Source organism: Nonomuraea sp. NPDC002799 (assembly GCF_053592075.1).
The window spans coordinates 267,350-285,598 of sequence record NZ_JBSFVA010000010.1; the positions used below are offsets into that span (position 1 = coordinate 267,350).

The 18,249-nt window shown below is 72.5% G+C and carries 17 protein-coding genes and 1 riboswitch; of the genes, 7 read left to right on the forward strand and 10 right to left on the reverse strand.

Features of this window, described 5'->3' with window-relative positions; translation table 11 throughout:
* Positions 1-75: 75 nt before the first annotated feature.
* On the forward strand, positions 76-1,134 hold the full coding sequence (locus tag ACWD0F_RS20925) for a YihY/virulence factor BrkB family protein (protein ID WP_449877782.1): 1,059 nt from the start codon (positions 76-78) through the stop codon (positions 1,132-1,134).
* Here ACWD0F_RS20925 and ACWD0F_RS20930 read toward each other — a convergent pair.
* Both ACWD0F_RS20930 and ACWD0F_RS20935 read right to left on the reverse strand, forming a co-directional pair.
* Positions 1,104-2,573: a carboxyl transferase domain-containing protein gene (locus ACWD0F_RS20930; RefSeq protein ID WP_449877834.1), complete on the reverse strand. Its 1,470-nt coding sequence runs from the start codon at positions 2,571-2,573 to the stop codon at positions 1,104-1,106. The genes ACWD0F_RS20925 and ACWD0F_RS20930 overlap by 31 nt on opposite strands.
* Positions 2,574-2,675: 102 nt before the next feature.
* Positions 2,676-3,869: a CaiB/BaiF CoA transferase family protein gene (locus ACWD0F_RS20935; protein WP_449877784.1), complete on the reverse strand. Its 1,194-nt coding sequence runs from the start codon at positions 3,867-3,869 to the stop codon at positions 2,676-2,678.
* A gap of 39 nt (positions 3,870-3,908) precedes the next feature.
* Between ACWD0F_RS20935 and ACWD0F_RS20940 the strand changes: the two genes are divergently transcribed.
* Genes ACWD0F_RS20940 through ACWD0F_RS20950 form a run of 3 tightly spaced genes read left to right on the forward strand, consistent with a single transcriptional unit; the run spans position 3,909 to position 5,565 of the window.
* The gene (locus tag ACWD0F_RS20940) at positions 3,909-4,442 is read left to right on the forward strand and encodes a uridine kinase family protein (protein ID WP_449877786.1); all 534 of its coding nucleotides are present in this window, start codon (positions 3,909-3,911) and stop codon (positions 4,440-4,442) included.
* 48 nt (positions 4,443-4,490) lie between these two features.
* Positions 4,491-5,006 (forward strand): RNA polymerase sigma factor, encoded by a 516-nt coding sequence (locus ACWD0F_RS20945; protein WP_449877788.1) that lies wholly within the window; start codon positions 4,491-4,493, stop codon positions 5,004-5,006.
* Positions 4,996-5,565 carry a hypothetical protein gene (locus ACWD0F_RS20950; protein WP_449877790.1) on the forward strand — a complete coding sequence of 190 codons (570 nt, stop codon included), beginning with the start codon at positions 4,996-4,998 and terminating at the stop codon, positions 5,563-5,565. Before ACWD0F_RS20945 ends, ACWD0F_RS20950 begins: the two co-directional genes overlap by 11 nt.
* A gap of 68 nt (positions 5,566-5,633) precedes the next feature.
* On the opposite strand, the gene ACWD0F_RS20955 is transcribed toward ACWD0F_RS20950, so the two are convergent.
* The 8 genes from ACWD0F_RS20955 to ACWD0F_RS20990 form a co-directional block, all read right to left on the reverse strand.
* Positions 5,634-6,479: an ABC transporter ATP-binding protein gene (locus ACWD0F_RS20955; protein WP_449877792.1), complete on the reverse strand. Its 846-nt coding sequence runs from the start codon at positions 6,477-6,479 to the stop codon at positions 5,634-5,636.
* A complete protein-coding gene (locus ACWD0F_RS20960) occupies positions 6,476-7,474 on the reverse strand; it encodes an ABC transporter permease (protein ID WP_449877794.1) in 999 nt (332 codons plus the stop codon). The genes ACWD0F_RS20955 and ACWD0F_RS20960 overlap by 4 nt, the downstream gene beginning before the upstream one ends.
* Entirely contained in the window at positions 7,471-8,451 is a 981-nt protein-coding gene (locus ACWD0F_RS20965) for an ABC transporter substrate-binding protein (protein WP_449877796.1), read from the reverse strand. The genes ACWD0F_RS20960 and ACWD0F_RS20965 overlap by 4 nt, the downstream gene beginning before the upstream one ends.
* Positions 8,448-9,587, reverse strand: a complete 1,140-nt coding sequence (locus ACWD0F_RS20970; RefSeq protein WP_449877797.1) for an agmatinase family protein — start codon at positions 9,585-9,587, stop codon at positions 8,448-8,450. The genes ACWD0F_RS20965 and ACWD0F_RS20970 overlap by 4 nt, the downstream gene beginning before the upstream one ends.
* A 50-nt stretch (positions 9,588-9,637) precedes the next feature.
* Positions 9,638-9,740, reverse strand: a riboswitch (guanidine-I (ykkC/yxkD leader).
* Positions 9,741-9,788: 48 nt separating this feature from the next.
* Positions 9,789-10,964, reverse strand: coding sequence for a DegT/DnrJ/EryC1/StrS family aminotransferase (locus ACWD0F_RS20975; protein ID WP_449877799.1), 1,176 nt, complete (start codon positions 10,962-10,964; stop codon positions 9,789-9,791).
* Positions 10,961-11,809, reverse strand: a complete 849-nt coding sequence (locus tag ACWD0F_RS20980; protein ID WP_449877801.1) for an amidohydrolase family protein — start codon at positions 11,807-11,809, stop codon at positions 10,961-10,963. The genes ACWD0F_RS20975 and ACWD0F_RS20980 overlap by 4 nt, the downstream gene beginning before the upstream one ends.
* Positions 11,806-12,495: an amidohydrolase family protein gene (locus tag ACWD0F_RS20985; RefSeq protein WP_449877803.1), complete on the reverse strand. Its 690-nt coding sequence runs from the start codon at positions 12,493-12,495 to the stop codon at positions 11,806-11,808. Before ACWD0F_RS20985 ends, ACWD0F_RS20980 begins: the two co-directional genes overlap by 4 nt.
* Before the next feature lie 71 nt (positions 12,496-12,566).
* Positions 12,567-14,531 carry an outer membrane protein assembly factor BamB family protein gene (locus ACWD0F_RS20990; RefSeq protein WP_449877805.1) on the reverse strand — a complete coding sequence of 655 codons (1,965 nt, stop codon included), beginning with the start codon at positions 14,529-14,531 and terminating at the stop codon, positions 12,567-12,569.
* 110 nt (positions 14,532-14,641) lie between these two features.
* Here ACWD0F_RS20990 and ACWD0F_RS20995 point away from each other — a divergent pair, with 110 nt between their 5' ends.
* Genes ACWD0F_RS20995 through ACWD0F_RS21005 form a run of 3 tightly spaced genes read left to right on the forward strand, consistent with a single transcriptional unit; the run spans position 14,642 to position 18,195 of the window.
* Entirely contained in the window at positions 14,642-15,418 is a 777-nt protein-coding gene (locus tag ACWD0F_RS20995; protein WP_449877807.1) for an amidohydrolase family protein, read from the forward strand.
* Entirely contained in the window at positions 15,415-16,173 is a 759-nt protein-coding gene (locus ACWD0F_RS21000) for an amidohydrolase family protein (protein ID WP_449877809.1), read from the forward strand. The genes ACWD0F_RS20995 and ACWD0F_RS21000 overlap by 4 nt, the downstream gene beginning before the upstream one ends.
* A gap of 60 nt (positions 16,174-16,233) precedes the next feature.
* Entirely contained in the window at positions 16,234-18,195 is a 1,962-nt protein-coding gene (locus tag ACWD0F_RS21005) for a PQQ-binding-like beta-propeller repeat protein (protein ID WP_449877811.1), read from the forward strand.
* Positions 18,196-18,249: the final 54 nt, after the last annotated feature.

The window sequence follows — 18,249 nt, forward strand, 5'->3', positions numbered from 1 at the left end:
GGCCCGTTCCCGTGCCCGGGCGACGATCTTCCCTCAGCACCCATGCGAGCGCCGGGAAAGGGCAGAGCTCTCATCATGAACGGCACCGCAGCGATTCAGCGGTCGGCCAAGGGCCTGGCCACCGGCTGGCGGCGAGCCCGCAGCCGATGCGGCTGGCTGGACCATCTGGTGCGCGCCGTGGTGCGCTACGACCAAGCCGACGGCGGCCGGTTATCGGCTTCCCTCACCTACTACGCCTTCTTCGCCACCTTCGCGCTGGGCCTGCTGGCCTTCGCGATCCTCGGCCGCGTGCTGGACGACCCGACGGTCATCGCCACGGTGCAGCACTATCTGAGCGAGAACTTCCCGCGCCTGGACGTCGAGGCGTTGCGGGACGCCCGGGGCACGGCCGGCGTGGTGGCGTTCGTCGCGCTGCCGCTCACGGGCCTGTTCTGGATGGACACGATGCGGTCGGCCAGCCGGGCGATCTGGCGGCTGGAGGAGTATCCGGGCAACTTCTTCCTGCGCCAGCTCATCGATCTGGGCGTGGTCTTCGGCCTCGGACTGCTGCTCGCGCTGTCGCTCGCCGTCGCCTTCGCCGCCGAGCGGCTGCTGATCTGGTTGCTCGTGCTGACCGTGGGCCCGGACGGCGTGCCCGCCCAATGGGTGCTCGGCGCGGCCGTGTTCGTGCTCGGGCTGGGCGTCAACACCCTGCTGGCCATGGCGCTGCTGAGCGCGCCGCCCCGGTTGCGGCTGCCGCTGCGCCGGGTGCTCGGTCCCGCGCTCGTGATCACGTTCGGCCTGGAAATTCTCAAGACCCTGGGTCAGGCGTACGTCAACCTGACCGTGGCCAACCCCGCCTACCAGGTCGTCGCGGGCGCCGCCGGCATGCTCCTGTTCCTCAAGGTGCTCAACCAGCTCATCCTGTTCGCCGCCGCCCTGGCGGCCACCGGCACCTCCGGACGGGTCACCGACCTGGCGGCCACCGAAACCTCCGAGCAGACCACCGGCGCGGCGGCCACCGGCACCTCCGAGCAGACCACCGACCTGGCGGCCACCGAAACCTCCGAGCAGACCACCGGCGCGGCGGCCACCGAAGGCCCGGTCGGACCCGAGGTGGTGGCTCAGGCGCCGGAGGCTCCCAGGTTGCGGTAGCGGGACAGGCGGGCCGCGGCACGGTCGGCCGGGTCCACCCGCATCAGGTTGGCGATCTCGTACTCCAGTGCCCGCCCCACCCGCTCGCAGAACTGCCTGGGCTCGTAGGCGGCGTCGGGGAACTCGGGGATGACCCGGTCGACGACGCCGTCGCGGCGCAGGTCGGTGGCGCGGATGTGCTGGGCCTGGGCGATCTCGGGCGCGAAGTCGACCGACCGGTAGAGGATGGCCGAGGCGCCCTCCGGCGGCAGCGGCGACAACCAGGCGTGCTGGGCGCACAACACGCGGTCGGCGGGCAGCAGCGCCAGCGCGGCGCCGCCCGCGCCCTCACCGAGCAGCACGCAGACGGTGGGCGCGTCGAGCATGACCAGCTCGGCCAGGCAGCGGGCGATCTCGGCGGCCAGCCCGCCCTCCTCAGCCCCCTTCGACAGGTCCGCCCCCGCCGTGTCGATCACGGTGACGAGCGGCAGGCCCAGCTCGGCGGCCAGCCGCATGCCGCGCCTGGCCACCCTGAGCCCGGCGGGGCCGAGCGGCGAGTTGGCGCGCTGGAGCCGCCGGTCCTGGCCGAGCACCACGGCCGGCGCGGTGCCGAACCTGGCCAGCGCCAACACCAGCCCCGGCTCCTTCTCGCCGGTCCCGGTGCCGCTGAGCGGGGTCACGTCGGTGGCGGCGAGCTTGAGCAGCGTACGCAGGCCCGGCCGGTCGTCGCGGCGTGAGCGGGTGATCGCCTCCCACGCCTCCACGGGCCGCAGGTCCTCCTCGGGGGCCGGACCGGCCACGATGCCGGAGCGGTCGGCGGCGAGCACGGTCAGCGCCCTGATCGCGACCTCGCGCGCCTCCTCGGCCGCCACCACCGCGTCGACCAGGCCGTTGCGGTGGAGGTTCTCGGCGACCTGGACGCCTTCGGGGAACGAATAGCCGTGCAGGGACTCGAACACGCGCGGCCCCAGGAACCCGATCAGCGCCCCCGGCTCGGCCGCGGTGACCTGCCCGAGCGACCCCCACGACGCGAGCACCCCGCCCGTGGTCGGATGGCGCAGGTAGACCAGGTAGGGCAGGCCGGCCGCCCGGTGGGCCTGGATCGCGACGGTGATCTTCACGAGCTGGACGAACGCGAGCGCGCCCTCCTGCATGCGGGTGCCGCCCGAGGCGGGCGCGGCGAGCAGCGGCAGCCGCTCGCGGGTGGCCCGCTCCACCGCGGCCGTGATCCGCTCGGCCGCCGCCATCCCGATCGACCCCGCCATGAACGAGAACTCGCAGGCCGCGATGGCCACCCGGCGTCCGCCGAGCAGCCCTTCGCCGGTGATGACCGCCTCGTCGTAGCCGGACTTGACGCGGGCCGCGGCCAGCTCGTCGGCGTAGGAGGAGCCGGGCTCCGCCGGATCGGCGGGCGGAGCGTCCCACGACTTCCACGATCCCTTGTCGAGGACCGTTTCCATCAGTGTGCGCGCGTCCGGACGGCTCACTATCGCTCCCTTGATGTCAGCCTGCGTTGCAATGTTGACGCACGAACCCCGTCGCTCGGTGCCACGAATGATGGATCATCGCTCGCGTTCTTCCAGCCAGGCGAGCACGGCGTCGCCGTCCTGGCCGAGGGCGGGCGGCGCGGTGTGCTCCGCTCCCTCCAGCCCGTCGAAGCGCAGCGGCGGCCCCGGCAGCTCGATCGTGCCGAGCACGGGGTGCGCCACCTCGACCACCAGGCCCTGCGACCGGGTCTGCGCCCAGCCGTAGACCTCGTCGAGCGACCTGATGGCGCCCGCGGGCACGCCCGCCTCCCCCAGCCTGGCCAGCCAGAAGGCGCGGTCGTGGGCGGCCAGGGCCTTCTCCATGCCGGCGATCAGCTCATCCCGGTGCGCAAACCTTTCCCTATTTGTCGCATATTTCGCCTCATTAAAGTCAATGTCGAGCAGTGCGGCGACCTTCTTCCACTGCCCGTCGTTGGCCGCGGCGATCTGCAGCATGCCGTCGGCGCAGCGGAAGGCGCCGTAGGGGGCGATGGAGGCGTGGTGGTTGCCGCCCGCGCCGGGCACCTTGCCGCCGACCGTCCAGGCGGTGCCGTGGTAGGAGTGCACGCCGGTGACGGCGGCCAGCAGCGACGTGCGGACCACCCGGCCCTTGCCCGTGCGCTCGCGCTCATAGAGGGCGCCGGCCACGCCGTAAGCGCCGTGGATGCCGGCGAGCAGGTCGGCGATGGAGGCGCCGACCCGGTAGGGCTCCTCGGCCGAGGGGCCGGTCAGCGACATCAGGCCGCCTTCCCCCTGGGCGATCTGGTCGTAGCCCGGCCGCCCGCCTTCGGGGCCGTCGTGGCCGAAGCCGGTGATCGACAGGACGACCAGGCGCGGGTTGAGCTCGTGGAGGCGCTCGACGGAGAAGCCGAGGCGGTCGAGGACGCCGGTACGGAAGTTCTCGACGAGGACGTCGCTCTGGCGGACGAGGCGCTCGATGAGCAGCTTGCCCTCGGCCGATTTGAGATCGACGGCGATGGACTGCTTGTTGCGATTGGCCGCCAGAAAATAGGTGGAAATATCGTGATCCGGCCCGACGAACGGCGGTCCCCAGCCGCGCGACTCGTCGCCTCCGTCCGGATGCTCCACCTTGATCACCCGAGCGCCCAGATCGCCGAGCATCTGCGCGGCGTGTGGCCCGGCCAGGGCCCTGGACAGGTCGAGCACGACGATGTCCGCGAGGGGTCCGAGCAAGATCAACCTCCTACTTGCGTCCGGGTGAAAGAACATTCTCTCAGGCGTCCGTCTCCGGTCATCTACCCTGGGTCGGTGGTTTCGCCCGTTGCGCACATCCGCCGGCTCCCGCCCTCCTGCGGGCCGGTCCGGCTGGTGGCCGTGGACGGACCGGCCGGGGCGGGCAAGACGACGTACGCGATGGGGCTGGCGGCGGAGCTGGACTGCCAGGTGATTCACAGCGACGACTTCCCGGTGCCGTGGGACGAAGGGCCGCAGGGCTGGTTCCACGCGCTGGAGTCGCAGGTGCTGCAGCCGCTCCGGCGCGGCCTGCCGGGAGGTTTCCGCAGGTACGACTGGGTGCGCGGGGCGTACAAGGAGCGGGTCGAGGTTCCCGTCGCGCCGGTGCTCGTGATCGAGGGCGTGGGCACGGCGCGGGTGTCGATCGCGGACCTGCTGGCGTACACCGTCTGGGTGGAGGCCCCCGAGGCGGTGCGCCTCGCGCGCGTCCTGGAGCGGGACGGGGCCGCGCTGGAGCCGCGGTGGCGCGAGTGGTTCGCGGCGGAGCGCGCCTGGTTCGCCGCCGACCGCACCCGCGAGCGTGCCTGCCTGATCGTCGAGACGGCGTGAACCCGACGGCCTTCCCGCCCGACTGAGCAGGGTGACGGGAGGCTGAGGATGAACGATGAGCTGCTGGTGGTGCGCGCCCAGCTGGGCGAGCGCGCGGCGCTGGCCGAGCTGGTACGCCTGTGGCACGAGCCGGTGCGGACGTACGTGCGGCGCATGCTGGACCCGTCGCGGGCCGACGACGTGGCCCAGGAGGTCTGGCTGGCCGTGGTGCGCGGGCTGCCCCGGCTGCGTGATCCGGCCCGGTTCGCGCCGTGGCTGTTCACCATCGCCCGGCGGGCGGTGACGGACCGGCTGCGCGAGGAGTACGCCAGGGCCGAGCGCGCCGAGCGGCCCGAGCCGGTCGCCGAGGATCCGGTGGCGGCCGTGGTGGACCGGGCGGGGCTGGTGACGGCGCTGGCCGGGCTGCCGGTGATCGAGCGGGAGATCCTCGTCCTGCACTACCTGGAGGACCTGTCGGTGGCGGAGTGCGCGCAGATCTGCGGGGTTCCGGCCGGAACGGTCAAGTCCAGGCTCAACCGAGCCCGTCGCCGCCTGAGGGAGAAGGGACCGACCCATGACGGATAAGCGTCGTCTGCCACCGGAGGACCCGGACGGCGAGCCGATGAAGGGCTCGAAAGGGGAGCCGCGGGAGGACGCGGGAGATCAGCCGCGCCAGGGCCTGGGTGATCAGGCGGGGCGCTCGGTCGAGGAGGTGCTGGAACGGCTGGAGCCGGCGCTGGCGCCGGGGAAGCGGGTGCGCGGAGTGGTGGCGCTCGTGGCCGGGACGGCGGGGGCGGTGTTCGTGGCCGCGCTGTGGTCGAGCGAGCCGGGGCCGCTGCCGGACCGCACCCGTCTGGCGTTCGGCCTGCTCCTGGTGTTCTGCTTGGCGTGGGCGGGCTACGGGGGCTGGCTGCTCGCGCGCCGGGCGCCGCTGTTCGCGACCGACCGGGTGATCGCCGGCTGGCTCGCCCTGGCCGCGTCGGCCGCCACGACCGCGCTGGTGGCCACGGTCGCCGCCCAGCCGATGGCGCTGGTGACCGGGGCCGCGTTCGTCGTGTTGTCGCTGGGGCTGACCGTCCGCGCTCATGCCCGGCGCGCGGCCCTGCTGCGCCGCCGACGGGAGCTCATGGGCCGGGAGGGGTGACGCCGTGGTGACGGGCCAGGTCGAGGTGGCCGCCGGGGGCGTACAGGACGGGTCCGGTGCCCGCGTTCTCACGCGCCGCTCCGCGCGCGCCCTCTGACGAGGTCTTCGACGTGGGCGCGGAGGGCGAGGAACTGCGGGGTTCGTTTGAGGCCGAGCCGCCGGTGGTCAGCGAGGGGCACCGGAAGCTCGGCCGCCACCCGACCGGGGTCGGAGGTCAGGACGATGACGCGCCGTCCCAGCAGCACGGCCTCCTCCACGTCGTGGGTGACCATGAGGACCGTGGCGCCGGTGTCCTGCCAGACCTGGTGCAGGAAGACCTGCATGTCCTCTTTGGTCTGCACGTCCAGGGCGCCGAAGGGCTCGTCCAGCAGCAGTACGGACGGCTCGCAGGCCAGGGCGCGGGCGATCGCCACCCGCTGCCGCTGCCCGCCCGACAACTCCTTGGGCAAGGAGTTCGCCAGCGGCAGCAGGCCCACTTCCGAGAGGTACCACTCGACCCGGCGGCGGCGCTCAGGGGGAGACAGGGGCAGCAGGCGCAGGCCGAACCCGACGTTCCCGGCGACCGTGAGGAACGGGAACAGGGCTCCCGACTGGAAGACCAGCCCGCGCTCCGGGCCGGGGCCGCGCACCGGGACGCCGTCGAGCTCGATCGTGCCGCCGGTGACGGGCTCCAAGCCGGCGATCATGCTGAGCAGCGTGGACTTGCCCGAGCCGCTGGCGCCCACGATGCACAGGAAGTCGCCACGCGGCACCTCCAGGCCGATGCCGTCGAGAACCTTCCGTCCCGCGTACTCCTTGACGACGTCCCGCAACACGAGCGTCACGCCGTCCGGGGGCCTGCCGTCCGGGGGCCTGCCGTCCGGGGGCCTGCCGTCCGGGGGCCTGCCGTCCGGGGTCATGGCGTCCGGGGTCATGGCGCCCACCTCCCCACGCGGGCGCGGGCCAGCCGGAGGCCGACGTCTATGGCCAGGCCGATGAGGCCGATCACGACGAGCACGGCGAAGATCCGGTCGGTCTGCAGGAAGCGCTGGGCGCGGACGATGCGGTAGCCGAGCCCGGACTCGGCGGCGATGAGCTCGGCGACGACCACGAAGTTCCACGCGGCGGCGGCGTTGACGCGCATCGCGTCGAGCATCCCAGGCAGCGCGTACGGCCACACGACCTTGCGCAACGTCTCCCCCGGGGTGGCGCCGAGCGTGGCGGCGGCCTTGCGCAGCTCGCCCGGCACGGCGCGGACGGCGTCGGCCGTCATGAGCGTGTTGAAGAAGACCACCCCGATGACCAGGATCGCGATCTTGGACGGCTCCCCCAGGCCCAGCCAGATGATCAGAAGCGGGATGAACGCGGACGCCGGAAGGTATCTGAGCAGGCCGATCACCGGTTCCAGGAGCGCCAGGGCGACCTGGGACGTGCCCATCGCCATCCCCAGCGGCACCGAGATCGCCACCGCCAGGCCGAATCCGGCCGCCACCCTGCCCAGGCTGGCCGCCGCGTCGGACAGGAGCTGGCCGCCGGCCGCCATGTCCGCGAACGCCTGGACGACGGCCACGGGCGAGGGCAGGAACGTGGGGTCGACCACCCCGATCGAGCTGACGACCGCCCAGAGGGCCAGGGGAACGGCGACCGCCAGGATCCGCAGGCCCCATCGGGTCCGGCCGGGCAACGCCCGCCCGCTCCAGCGCGCGGGCGACGGCCGGCCGCCCGCCCGCCTCAGCGCGCCGGCGACCTGCGTGGCCAGGGCCAGGCGCCACGGCAGCAATCCGCCACCACGGCCGGACGCCTCGCGTGGGGTTCGCTCGGGCAGCGGCGGCCGGCTCCCCCGGCCACCCTCCCCCGGCCGCCGCAGGGCGGCGGCGCGGCTCATCGCGCCGCCGGCGATCTCCAGGCTCGGCCTGGCGGGGTCCGTCACGACGACACCCCTTGGACGAAGCGCGGATCGAGGAGCCCGTCCAGCGGCGGCGCCGTGTCCGCGAGCCCCGATTCGGTGAGGAACGCGGCGATCTCCTTGGCCTGCCGTTCCAGGGCCCCTGTGCTGAACGCCTCCCGGTTCTGGGCCAGCGAGAAGATCGTGGTCCCGGCGTCGTAGTCGGCGTAGGCCCGCTCGCTCACCCCCGCCCGCTTCGCCATGATCGCCTGGGCCTCGGTCTTGTTCGCCCCGATCCAGGCCAGTGTGTCGAACCAGGTCTTCACCAGTCCCTGCACCGCCTCGGGCCGCGACGCGACGAACGCCCTCGACACCACGAGATGATCCGGGATCGCTCCGGGGAAGTCCTTGGAGGTGGCGATGGCCGTGGATCCCGGCAGCTCCAGAGCGGTCGTGGTGAAGGGGGCGAACACCCCGGCCGCGTCCACCTGCCCCGCCTTGAACGCGGCCGCCGCCGCGTCCGTGGGCAGCGGTTTGAAGGTGATGTCGGCCTGGGTGAGACCCGCCTCGCGCAGGGCGAGCAGCAGCAGGTAGTGGTCCACGGTGCCCTGCTCGGCGGCGACGGTCCTGCCCTTGAGGTCGGCCACGGACGCGATGCCGGACTTCGCGATGATCTGGTCGTTGCCGGTGGAGTTGTCGTTCACCAGCACGACCGTCTGCTGGGCGCCGCCGGAGACCGAGGCCAGCGTGTCGTTCAGGGTCTGGCTGTTGGCGTCGATGTTCCCGGTGGCCAGGGCGGTGAGGCTGTCGGTGTAGCTGTCGAAGTATTTCAGCTCGACCTCGACCCCGTTCTTGGCGAACAGGCCCTTCTCCTGGGCGACCTGCCAGGGGAACCAGCCGGGCCAGGCGGAGAAGCCGAGGGTGACCGGCTTGCCGGAGGAGGCGGTGGGGGTGGACGGGGCGCCGCCGCCGCAGGCCGTACAGGCGGTCAGCAGGGCGACGAGCAGGAGCCGGCGTTTCACGGCGCGGCCTCCTTCCTCTGGGCGGGCAGGTGGCCGGAGCGGACCAGGCAGCCGAGGGTGTCGCAGATGACGCGGGTGGCGATCAGCGAGGTGATGTCGGCGTTGTCGTACGGCGGGCTGCACTCGACCACCTCGATCCCGGCCAGCGGCGCGGCGTCGGCGATGATCTGGATGAACTTGAGCACCTCGCGCGGCAGGAACCCGCCCGGCTCCGGCCACCCCGTGCCGGGCACGAACGCGGCGTCCAGGCAGTCCACGTCGAACGACAACCACACCGCCTCGGCGTCGCGCCAGGCCACCTCCAGCGCCCGCGCGGCGGCGGCCTCGATGCCCATCTCGACGCAGTCGGTGACCGTCATGATCGTCGTGCCGCGCTCGCGCCCGACCTTCACGCCGGGTCTGGGCGCCTGCCAGCCGCCGATGCCGATCTGGACGAGGTTCTGCGGAGGGACGTTCGGGAGGTCGGTGGCGTGGAACCACGGCGTCGTGTGCATGCGCTCGTCGAGGTCGGTCTCCTGGGTGTCGACGTGCCGGTCGAAGTGGATGATCCCGAGATTTCCTGACAGGTGCTCGGCGACGCCGCGTACCGTCGGGTAGCCGATCGAGTGGTCGCCGCCCAGGACGATGGGGAAGGCGCCACTGGCGTACACATGGGAGACGGCCTTGGAGATCTGGTCGAAGGTCTTCTCGATGTTGCCCGGGATGGTGAAGACGTCGCCGAGGTCCGCCATCGAGATCGACTCGCGCAGGTCCACGCCCAGTTCGAAGCTGTAGGGCCCGTACAGGGCGGAGATCCGGCGGATGCCCTGCGGGCCGAAGCGGGTGCCGGGGCGGTAGGTGGTGCCACCGTCGAACGGGGCTCCGAGCACCGCCACGTCGTAGTCGCCGCACATGCGCACGTCTTCGACGTACGGCGCCTTGAGGAAGGTGTTGATGCCGGCGAAGTGCGGCAGCTCGCCGCGCGAGAACGTGGGGATGCGCCGGTCCACGATGGAGTCGGCGCCCGGCAGGCCCAGCTCCAGAGCCCTGGCCACCTCGCGGTCCCAGGCGGTGGTCGGCAGCTCGGCCTCGCGCTCGACGGCGAAGCGGGCCTCCGGGCCGTAGGTGTCGTGGAGCTTGCGGGGGTGCCAGTGCATTCGAGCTCCGAATGATCGACGCCCGGCCGGAAGGCAGCCAGGCTTGGCTGACCTCCCGGGCTTTTGTCCCGCCGTGGAGCGGCCTCGTACGGAAGGCCGCCTGCACCTCTCGGACCAGACCCGTGAACCGGCGGAACCCTAGGTGCGCCTCACGCTCTCGGTGAGTCTCCTTCAGTGGACTCCCGAGGTGTTTCGGCGTCGTTAAGAGCCTGTTGCAGTCGGCTTACCCGCCAGCACCTTCGCCAGGGCGCCGGCCACGTCCTGGGCGGCGGTCTCGTCCATGAGCATCGCCTGGCGGACCCAGACGACGGTCCTGGCGGCCTCGTCGGCGGCCGGGGACGGCTCGGCGCGGGCGCCCTCGGCGGTGAGGGCGGCCATCGTGCCGAGCTGCGGGTATCCGGCGTCGAGCGGAACACCCTCGGCGGCCATGGCGTCGAGCAGGAAGCCGCGATCCACGCCGGCGTCGACGCGCAGCATGAGCAGGTGGCGCGAGTCGCGCGTCGTGCCCTCCGGCTGGGGCACCACGCTCACCCCTTCGACGGCGGCCAGCTCGTGTTCCAGGGCGTCGCAGGTGGCGTTCCTGCGGTCGACCTCCGCGTCGAGCCGGTCCAGCCACGGGAGCAGCAGTGCGGCCTGGATCTCGGTGAGACGCAGGTTCCAGCCGGCGGCGGGGTGGCCGTACCACTCGCCGCCGGGCTCGCGCCCGACGTTGCAGGTCGACCAGACGCGCCGCCACACGCTCTCGTCACGGCAGACGATCATGCCGCCCTCGCCGGCGGTCATGGCCTTGCTCGCCTGGAAGCTGTAGACGCCCGCGTCACCCAGGCCGCCGATCGGGCGGTTCTTGTACGTGGCGCCGTGCGCCTGGGCGGCGTCCTCGACGACCGCCAGGCCGTGGCGGGCGGCCACCTCGTTCAGCGCGTCCATGTCGGCCGGGCTGCCGGCCAGGTGCACGGGCATGATCGCCACCGTCTTGCCGGTCACGGCGTCCGCCACGGCCCGCGCGCTGAGGTGCAGGTCGTCCCGGTCGACGTCGGCGATCACGGGGGTGGCGCCCGTCAGGAGGACGGCGGTGGCCGAGGCCACGAAGGTGTACGCGGGCACGATCACCTCGTCGCCCTTGCCCACGCCGAGGCCGCGCAGGGCCGCGAACAGGCCCAGCGTGGCGTTGCCGACGGCGACGCCGTGCGGAACGCCGCTGAGGCGGGCGAACGCGGCGGTCAGGTCGGCGACCACGGAACCACCCTGGGTGGCGCCCCAGAGACCGCTCTCCAGGACCTCGGTCACCAGCTTGCGCTGGTCCGGGTCGAGGGGCGGCGGCCAGGCGGGCCAGGGGGTGGATCGGACGGGGGTGCCGCCGTTGATGGCGAGCGTCATGAGAGGCGTCCCTTCGCGGGTGGGCCGGCTGATGGGGGCGAGTCCGGGGGTGGAGAAGCGTCCGGGGGCGGGAAAGCGGCCAGGCTCGGAGAAGCGGCCGAGGCCGGGAGTGCGGGCGGGGTCGGGGATGGGAGGGGGAGGCCGAGGATGCGGGCCAGGTTGGCGCCCTGGATGAGGGTGCGGTCGGCGTCGGTGAGCGGGGCCAGGGCTACGCGGCCGTAGCCCGTGCGCAGGTCGAGGAAGCAGGCGTCCGAGCCGAACACCACCCGCTCCGCCCCCGCCAGCGCGGCCAGCCGGGTGATCCAGCGGCCGGTCATCTTCGAGCCGCACGTCTCCAGGAACACGTTCGGATGGTCGGCCACGAGCCGGGCCGCGCGGCCGAACCCGTACGGCCACAGCCCGGTGTGCCCCATGAGCAGCGGCACGTGCGGATGCCGGGCGGCGACGGCCGCGAACTGGGCGGGGTCGCTCCACGTCGAGTCCGTCTGGCCGTGCGCGAGGACCGGCAGGCCGAGCTGCCAGACCGGCTCGTACGCGGGATCGTCGAGGCGGCACTGGTGCACGTCGGGGTGGAGCTTGACGCCCCACACGCCGTCGGTGGTGAGGGGGGTGCGGTGGTGCGGGTTGTAGACCTGCCAGACGCCGAACCTGCCGGGGAAGCGGCCGGCGATCTCCTTGGCGAGCTCGTTGCCGCGCACCGCGTCCGGGCCGACGCCGAGCAGGTGGCTGATGCCCATCGCGGTGACGCCGATCCGGTCCATCGTGGCCAGGAGGTGCTCGGCGGTGGGGCCGGGGATGAGGAAGTCGGGCCAGGTCCCCACGTGGCCGTGGGCGTCGAGGATCACAGCAGCCCCGCCAGCGACCCGGCGGCGATCCGGTCCACGTCGTCCGGCGGCAGGTCCAGGTGGTCGAGCAGAAAGCGCGGGCCGCAGTCGTCGGCGATCGGCGCGCCGGTGCCGAACACCAGCCGCGCCGCCCCGAACCTCGCGGCCAGCCATTCGACGCCGCCCTGGGTGTTGACGGTGCCGATCTCGGCCCAGACGTTCGGCGCCTCGGTCATCAGCTCGGCCAGCGCGCGGAGCCGGCGGTAGCCGGGGTTCAGGAGCAGGATCCGGAGGTCGGGCAGGCGCTCGGCGAGCTGCCTGAGCTGCGCGGGCGAGGTCTCGTCCAGGTCGATGGCGACGGGCAGGCCGAACGCGGCCAGCCAGCGCAGCGCGAAGGGACCTGTCAGGTCGAAGCGGTGGCGTTGGGGACAGAGCCTGATCATCGGTACGTCCCATGCCGCCACCTCCTCCGGCGTCTCCGGCTCGGCCGGCCCCGGCACCACCACGGGCACCGGGATGAGCCGGGGGTCGTCGAGCGCGAACAGGGCCTCGTTGCCCGCCCGGTGGTCGGAGTAGAGGCTGAGGGTGTGGGTGACGCATGCGCGCTCGATGCCCAGCCGGTCCATCTCGGGGCGGGGGTCCGGCGGCAGGTCGTCGAACGGCACGGGGCCGATCAGCCGGTGGGCATCGATCACATATTTCGGCACAGACCGAAACCTAACTGGAGGGACAATGAGCGGTCAAGGGCCCGAGCCGGTGGCGGCCCGGGCCCTTGGTGTCACGGGGTGACGGTCACGGGTGGGCAGGAGGGGTCGAGGCGGATTCTGGCCAGGTCCCTGCCCGCGAGCGCCCACGCCCGCCAGGAGCCCGGCTCGAAGTGCAGTTGCGGATTCGTGTACCACTCGTCGCCGAGCCCGCTGGCCAGGAGCTTCGTCTCCGTGCCCAGCTCGTACGCGTTCCCGCCCCCGTAGAACGTGGACGCGAACACCTTGCCCCGGTGCGCGGTCAGCTCGCCGTACCCGGACACCGTGCCCTGCCGGACGATCTCCTTGGTCTTCAGGTCGATGGCGATCCAGGTGCCGGAGACCCGCTTGTAGACGCCGTACAGCAGCCCGCCCTGGACCTTGACGTCCTGGAACGTGCGGTTCCCGGCCACCGGATCCACCTGCCACAACACCTTGCGGGCGCGCAGGTCGAAGGCGGCCATGGACGCGGACGTCTTGACCGGCGGGGTCCCGCCGCCGCCGAGTACGTCGCCGCCGAGGTACACGAGGCCGCCTCGCGGGTCGAGCGAGAGGCTCATCAGGCTCTGGTCCGGCAGGACGCCCACGTAGACGTCGGTCTTTCCGGTGCGGGGGTCCACCACGGACAGGGCGCCGTTCAGGTCGGCGCCGAGCGGGGCGCTGGCGACGACGAGCTTGCCGGTGACGCGGTCGTACTCGATGTCCCAGGGGCGCTGCTGGCCGTGACCGAGGAAGGCGACGCTCTTCACCTCGTCGGTGCGCAGGTCGACGGAGACGATCTGGCCGCTGGGATACATGGCGGCGTAGATCTTGTCGCCATGCTGCACGAGGTCCTTCGGCTCGCCGGGCATCCGGAACCGGCGCTGCTCGCCTGTGCGCAGGTCACGTACCTCCATGGAGAAGTGACCGCCGATGTAGACGGCGCGGCCCGGCACGAGCAACATGCTCTGCGGCTTCTCGGGGCCGGCGGGCAGGCCGGCCTCGATCAGGTCGGTCAAGGCCGAGGCGCCGGTGCCCAGGTCCAGCCGCCACATGCCGCCGCTGCCCGCGAAGCCCAGCAGGGTGTGGTCGTCGAGGAGGTGCAGCAGCCTGGTCTCGTCGCTCTGTGACGGGGGCTCGGCGATCTTCGTGAACCCGGTGTCGCCGGTGCGGTATCGGTGCACGGCGCCGTCGGGGCGGGAGGTGGCGTAGACGGTGCCGTCGCCGGCCACGGTCAGCATGTCGATGCTGCTGCCGTCCAGGGTGACGCGGTGCTCGCCGGTCCCGTCCTTGCCCACGTCGATCAGCACGGCGCCGCTCGTCGCCAGCACCCGGTCGCCGTGCTCGACGATGTTGGTGACGCCGGTCGGGCCGGTGGCCAGCTCCTTGAGCGTGCCGTCGGCGCGGTTGATCCGGACCAGCTTGCCCTTGTCGAGCAGGCCCGCGTACACGTAGTCCGCGTCGGCGGCGACCGCCCGGACGTAGCGCTCACCCGGGGCGAGCACGCCGAAGTCGCGCACCGCGCCGGTGGCCGGCACGTACTCCCAGACGCGGCCGTCCGGGTAGGTGCCCGCGTAGAGCGTGCCGTCGGGGGCGGCGGTCAGGGTCCAGATGAACCCGCCGTTCTTCCCGAACGACCGCAGATGCCGCACGTCCCCGGTGGCCGGGTCGAAGCTGTAGAGGTCGGGCACCGGGTAGGTGCCCACGTAGATCTTGCCGCCGGAGACGGCGGTGGCCCACCCTCCCTCCGGCGCGCCGGTGTCCGGGCCGTCGGGCAGCGTGACGCTCCTGACCACCTTGCTCGTCGCCAGGTCGATCTCGGCCAGCACGGGCGGCTTCAGCCCGCGCGTGACGACGTAGGCGTGGCCGTCGAGGATCGACGCGCCCACGATCGCGCCGGTGACCGACGCCGGGCCGAACCTTTCCACCGCCGACGCCTCGCAGGTCGCCGCCTGGGCGACCGGGCCCGTGAGGAAGGCGGGTAACAGCGCCGCCAGGACGATCAGGAGGGAGCGGAGCATGGGGTGTACCTCACGTTCATTGCTGCTCGATTTTGGCCCAGACCGTAACTTTATTTGCATCGTTCGTCAATGGCATGATGTCGGACATGGCAATTAAGGATGGGGCCGGTATGCCTTTCGACGCTTGGCGGCTGGTGGGCGGGCTGGAGGTGACGCTCGACGTGGACGTGTTGTTCGGGGCGTACCCGGACCGCGACGGACCGCCCGGCACCCCCGCGTCGGTCATCGAGCTGCTGGCCGGGAACCGGATCCGGGCGGCGGCCGTGGCCGGCCTGCGGGCGGCGCTGTTCGACGTCCGCTCGGGCAACGACGAACTGCTCGCCGCCCCGGACACCGGCGCTTCCGTGGAGGTCGTCCCGGTGGGGGCGGTGGACCTGCGGGATCCGGTCGGCGCGGGGCGGGAGCTGGAGCGGCTGGCGTCGGCCGGGGCCGGGGCCGTGCGGTTGTTCCCGGAGGAGCAGGGCGTCGAGGCGGGCTTCCCGTCCGTCCGGCACGTCGCCCGGCAGGCGGCCAGGCTCGGCCTGGTCGTGCTCACCGGCGGTGACGTGCGCAGGTTCTGGCAGCCGTTCGCCGGGATCGGGGCCACCGTGGTCTTCCTCGACACGCACTTCTACCACCTGGGCGACTTCCTGGTGGCCGCCGCCGACGAGCCCGGCTTCCACACCTCCACCCGCCTGCTCAACTCCCCCGACGCACTGGAGCTCGCCGCCGCCGAGGTCGGCGCGGACCGTCTCCTGTACGGCTCCCGCACCCCCCACTACGAGCCCCTCGTCCCCCTCCTCCGCCTGGCCACCAGCGGCCTGAAGCCCGAGGAGATCGCCGCCGTCGCGGGCGGCAACGCGAGGAGGCTGCTGAGTCCCGAGGCCGCGAGGAGGCCCCAGAAGTGATCATCGACGTGCACGCCCACTGGGGCCCGTGGTTCTTCACCATGGACGTGGCCGAGGCCAATTTCGCCACCATGGACCGCTATGGCATCGACCGGGCGATCGTCTCCGCCACCGAGGCCGTCATCTACGACGCCCCGGCCGGCAACCGCGCCCTGGCCGCCTACCTGAAGACGCGACCGGGCACTCGGGACGGCCACCCCGAGCCGGAGACGGCCGGCCGGCTGCTCGGCTACGTCACCGTCAACCCACGGCGGCCGCGCGAGGCGGAGGCGGACCTGCGGGCGTACCTGCCGGGCGGCGACTTCGTCGGCGTCAAGATCCACACCGACTACACGGGCTCGCCCGTCACCTCCCCGCAACTGCGCGACGCGCTGACCCTGGTCGCCGGCACCGGCCGGCCCGCGCTCGTGCACACCTGGGGCACCTCGGTGCTCGACCTGGCCCAGCTCTGCCTGGACATCCCGGACCTGCGGGTGATCGCCGGGCACATGGGCGCGGACGGGTTCAGGCACGCCATCGAGGCCGCCCGCGCCTGCGACCGCCTCTACCTGGAGCCCTGCTGGTCACACGCCCCGGCGGGCCGCATCGCCGAGGTGGTGGCGGCCGTGGACCCGGCCCAGCTTCTCTTCGGCACCGACGCGACCCTGATCGACCCGTCGTCGGCGTACGGAGCGGTCGCGGCCGCGGGCCTCACCGGCGAGACCGCCGAGCGCGTCGCCTGGCGCAACGCCGCCGAGCTTTTCCGCCTCTGCTGATCTGGACATTACGGCCCGGCCCGTTATAGCGTGCGGCGAAACTCACTAGGGAGCCCGCGCATGATCCCCCGCCGTCGTTTCCTCCTCGCGGCCGCCGCCACCACGGCGGCCGCCACTCTTCCGGCCCAGCCCGCAGGCGCCGACAGCACCACCCTCGCCCCCACCCCGCCGCAGCCGGAAGGCACGATCACCGACCTGGGCCCCGCCAGCGTCGCCAGCCCGCTGGGCAACGGTGAGTTCGTCGGCAACGTGCTGTACGCCGGCTCACGCGGCCTCTCACCCAACGTGGTGGGCGCGTACGACCTGACGACGGATGCGGTCACGGCCCATTTCGACATCCCGACCGGTGTCGGCATCTGGGCGATGTGCCGGGTCGGCACCGACGTCTACGTCGCCACCCATGCCAAGTCCGACCTGTACAAGATCGACACCGTCGCCGGCCAGGTCACCAAGATCGCCGCGTACCCCGACCACTACATCTGGACCATGGCCGCCTCCCCCGACGGCAAGGTCTACATGGGCACCTCGGAGCCCGGCCGCGTCTGGGAGTACGACCCGGCCACGGGCACGAGCCGCGACCTGGGCGAGCCCGCCCCCGGCGAGGCGTACGTCCGCAGCATCCAGGCCGACGACACCCACATCTACGCCGGCATCGGCTCCAACGCCCACCTGATCGCGATCGACCGGACGACCGGGGAGAAGCGGGAGCTCCTGCCGCCGGAGGTGGCCGACCGCGACTGGGTCTCCAGCATGAACATCTCGGACACCCACGTGGCCGGCGGCATGAACTCGCTCGGCGAAATGATCGTCCTGGAGAAGGCCGCGCCGCAGAACTACAAGGTCGTCAAGGCCACCGCGCCCGGCGAGAAGTACATCGTCTCCGTCCTGATCCACGACGGCTACGTCTACTTCGCGGGCCGGCCCTCCGGCACGTTCTACCGCTACAGCCTGGCCACGGACGAGCTGGAGGTGCTCGGCGTCCCCTACTTCGAGGCGCTCACCCACCGTCTGCTCGCGCACGAGGGCCGCATCTACGGCATCCAGGACAGCTCGGTCTTCGTCTACGACCCGGCGACCGGCTCGCTCGACTACGTCAACCTCGTCCAGCGCGGCCTCAAGGCGGCCCCGGAGGAGCCGATGTCGGTGCACTCCGACGGCCGGCAGGTCTACGTCGGCGGCAAGGGCGGCGCCGACCTGCACGACATCGCCACGGGCAAGGTCACCAGGCTCGGCATCTCCGGTGAGCCGAAGACGCTGCTCACCGTCGGCTCGACCACGTACATCGGCATCTACACCCAGGCCGCCCTGTACTCCCACCGCGCCGGCGAGAGCGAGGCCACGCTCCTCGCGCGGACCGGGAACCAGCAGGACCGGCCGCGCGACCTGGCCTACGACGCCAGGACGGGCCTGATCGTGATGCCCACCCAGCCCGAGCCCGGCCACATCAACGGCGCGCTCTCCCTCTACTCGCCCAGGACCGGCACGTACGAGACGTACCGCCCGGTGGTGGAACGCCAGACCGTCTACTCGGTCATCGCCCGGCGCGGCGTCGCCTACCTCGGCACCCTGATCCAGGAGGGCCTCGGCCTGCCGCCGGTCACGACGACCGCCAGGCTGGCGGCGTTCGACCTGGTCAAGCGGAAGTTGTTGTGGGAGGTGGAGCCGGTGCCCGGCGCGCGCCAGATCTCCTCCATGGACTTCGGCAGGGGCACCCTGCTGTACGGCATGGCGAGCACGGGCGAGCTGTTCGAGTTCGACCTGCTGCGCAAGAAGGTCACCCGGACGCTCAAGGTCGGGGTGAAGGGCGGCGACGTGTACGTCACCGGGCGGGTCGCGTACTACAGCGACGGCGCCACGATCTACAAGATCGACCTGATGTCGTTCACCGCGAAGCCGATCGTGGAGGGGCTGGGCGGGCAGTGGTTCGGCGGCGAGCCCAGGCTGGCGATCGACCCCTCGGGCCGGGCCCTGTACTCGCTGCGCGCCCGCAACCTCGTGCGGGTGGCCATCTCCGGCCGCTGATCCACCTCGGCGGGGGGGGACCCGGCCCCCGGCCCCGCGGCCACCCCCACCCCC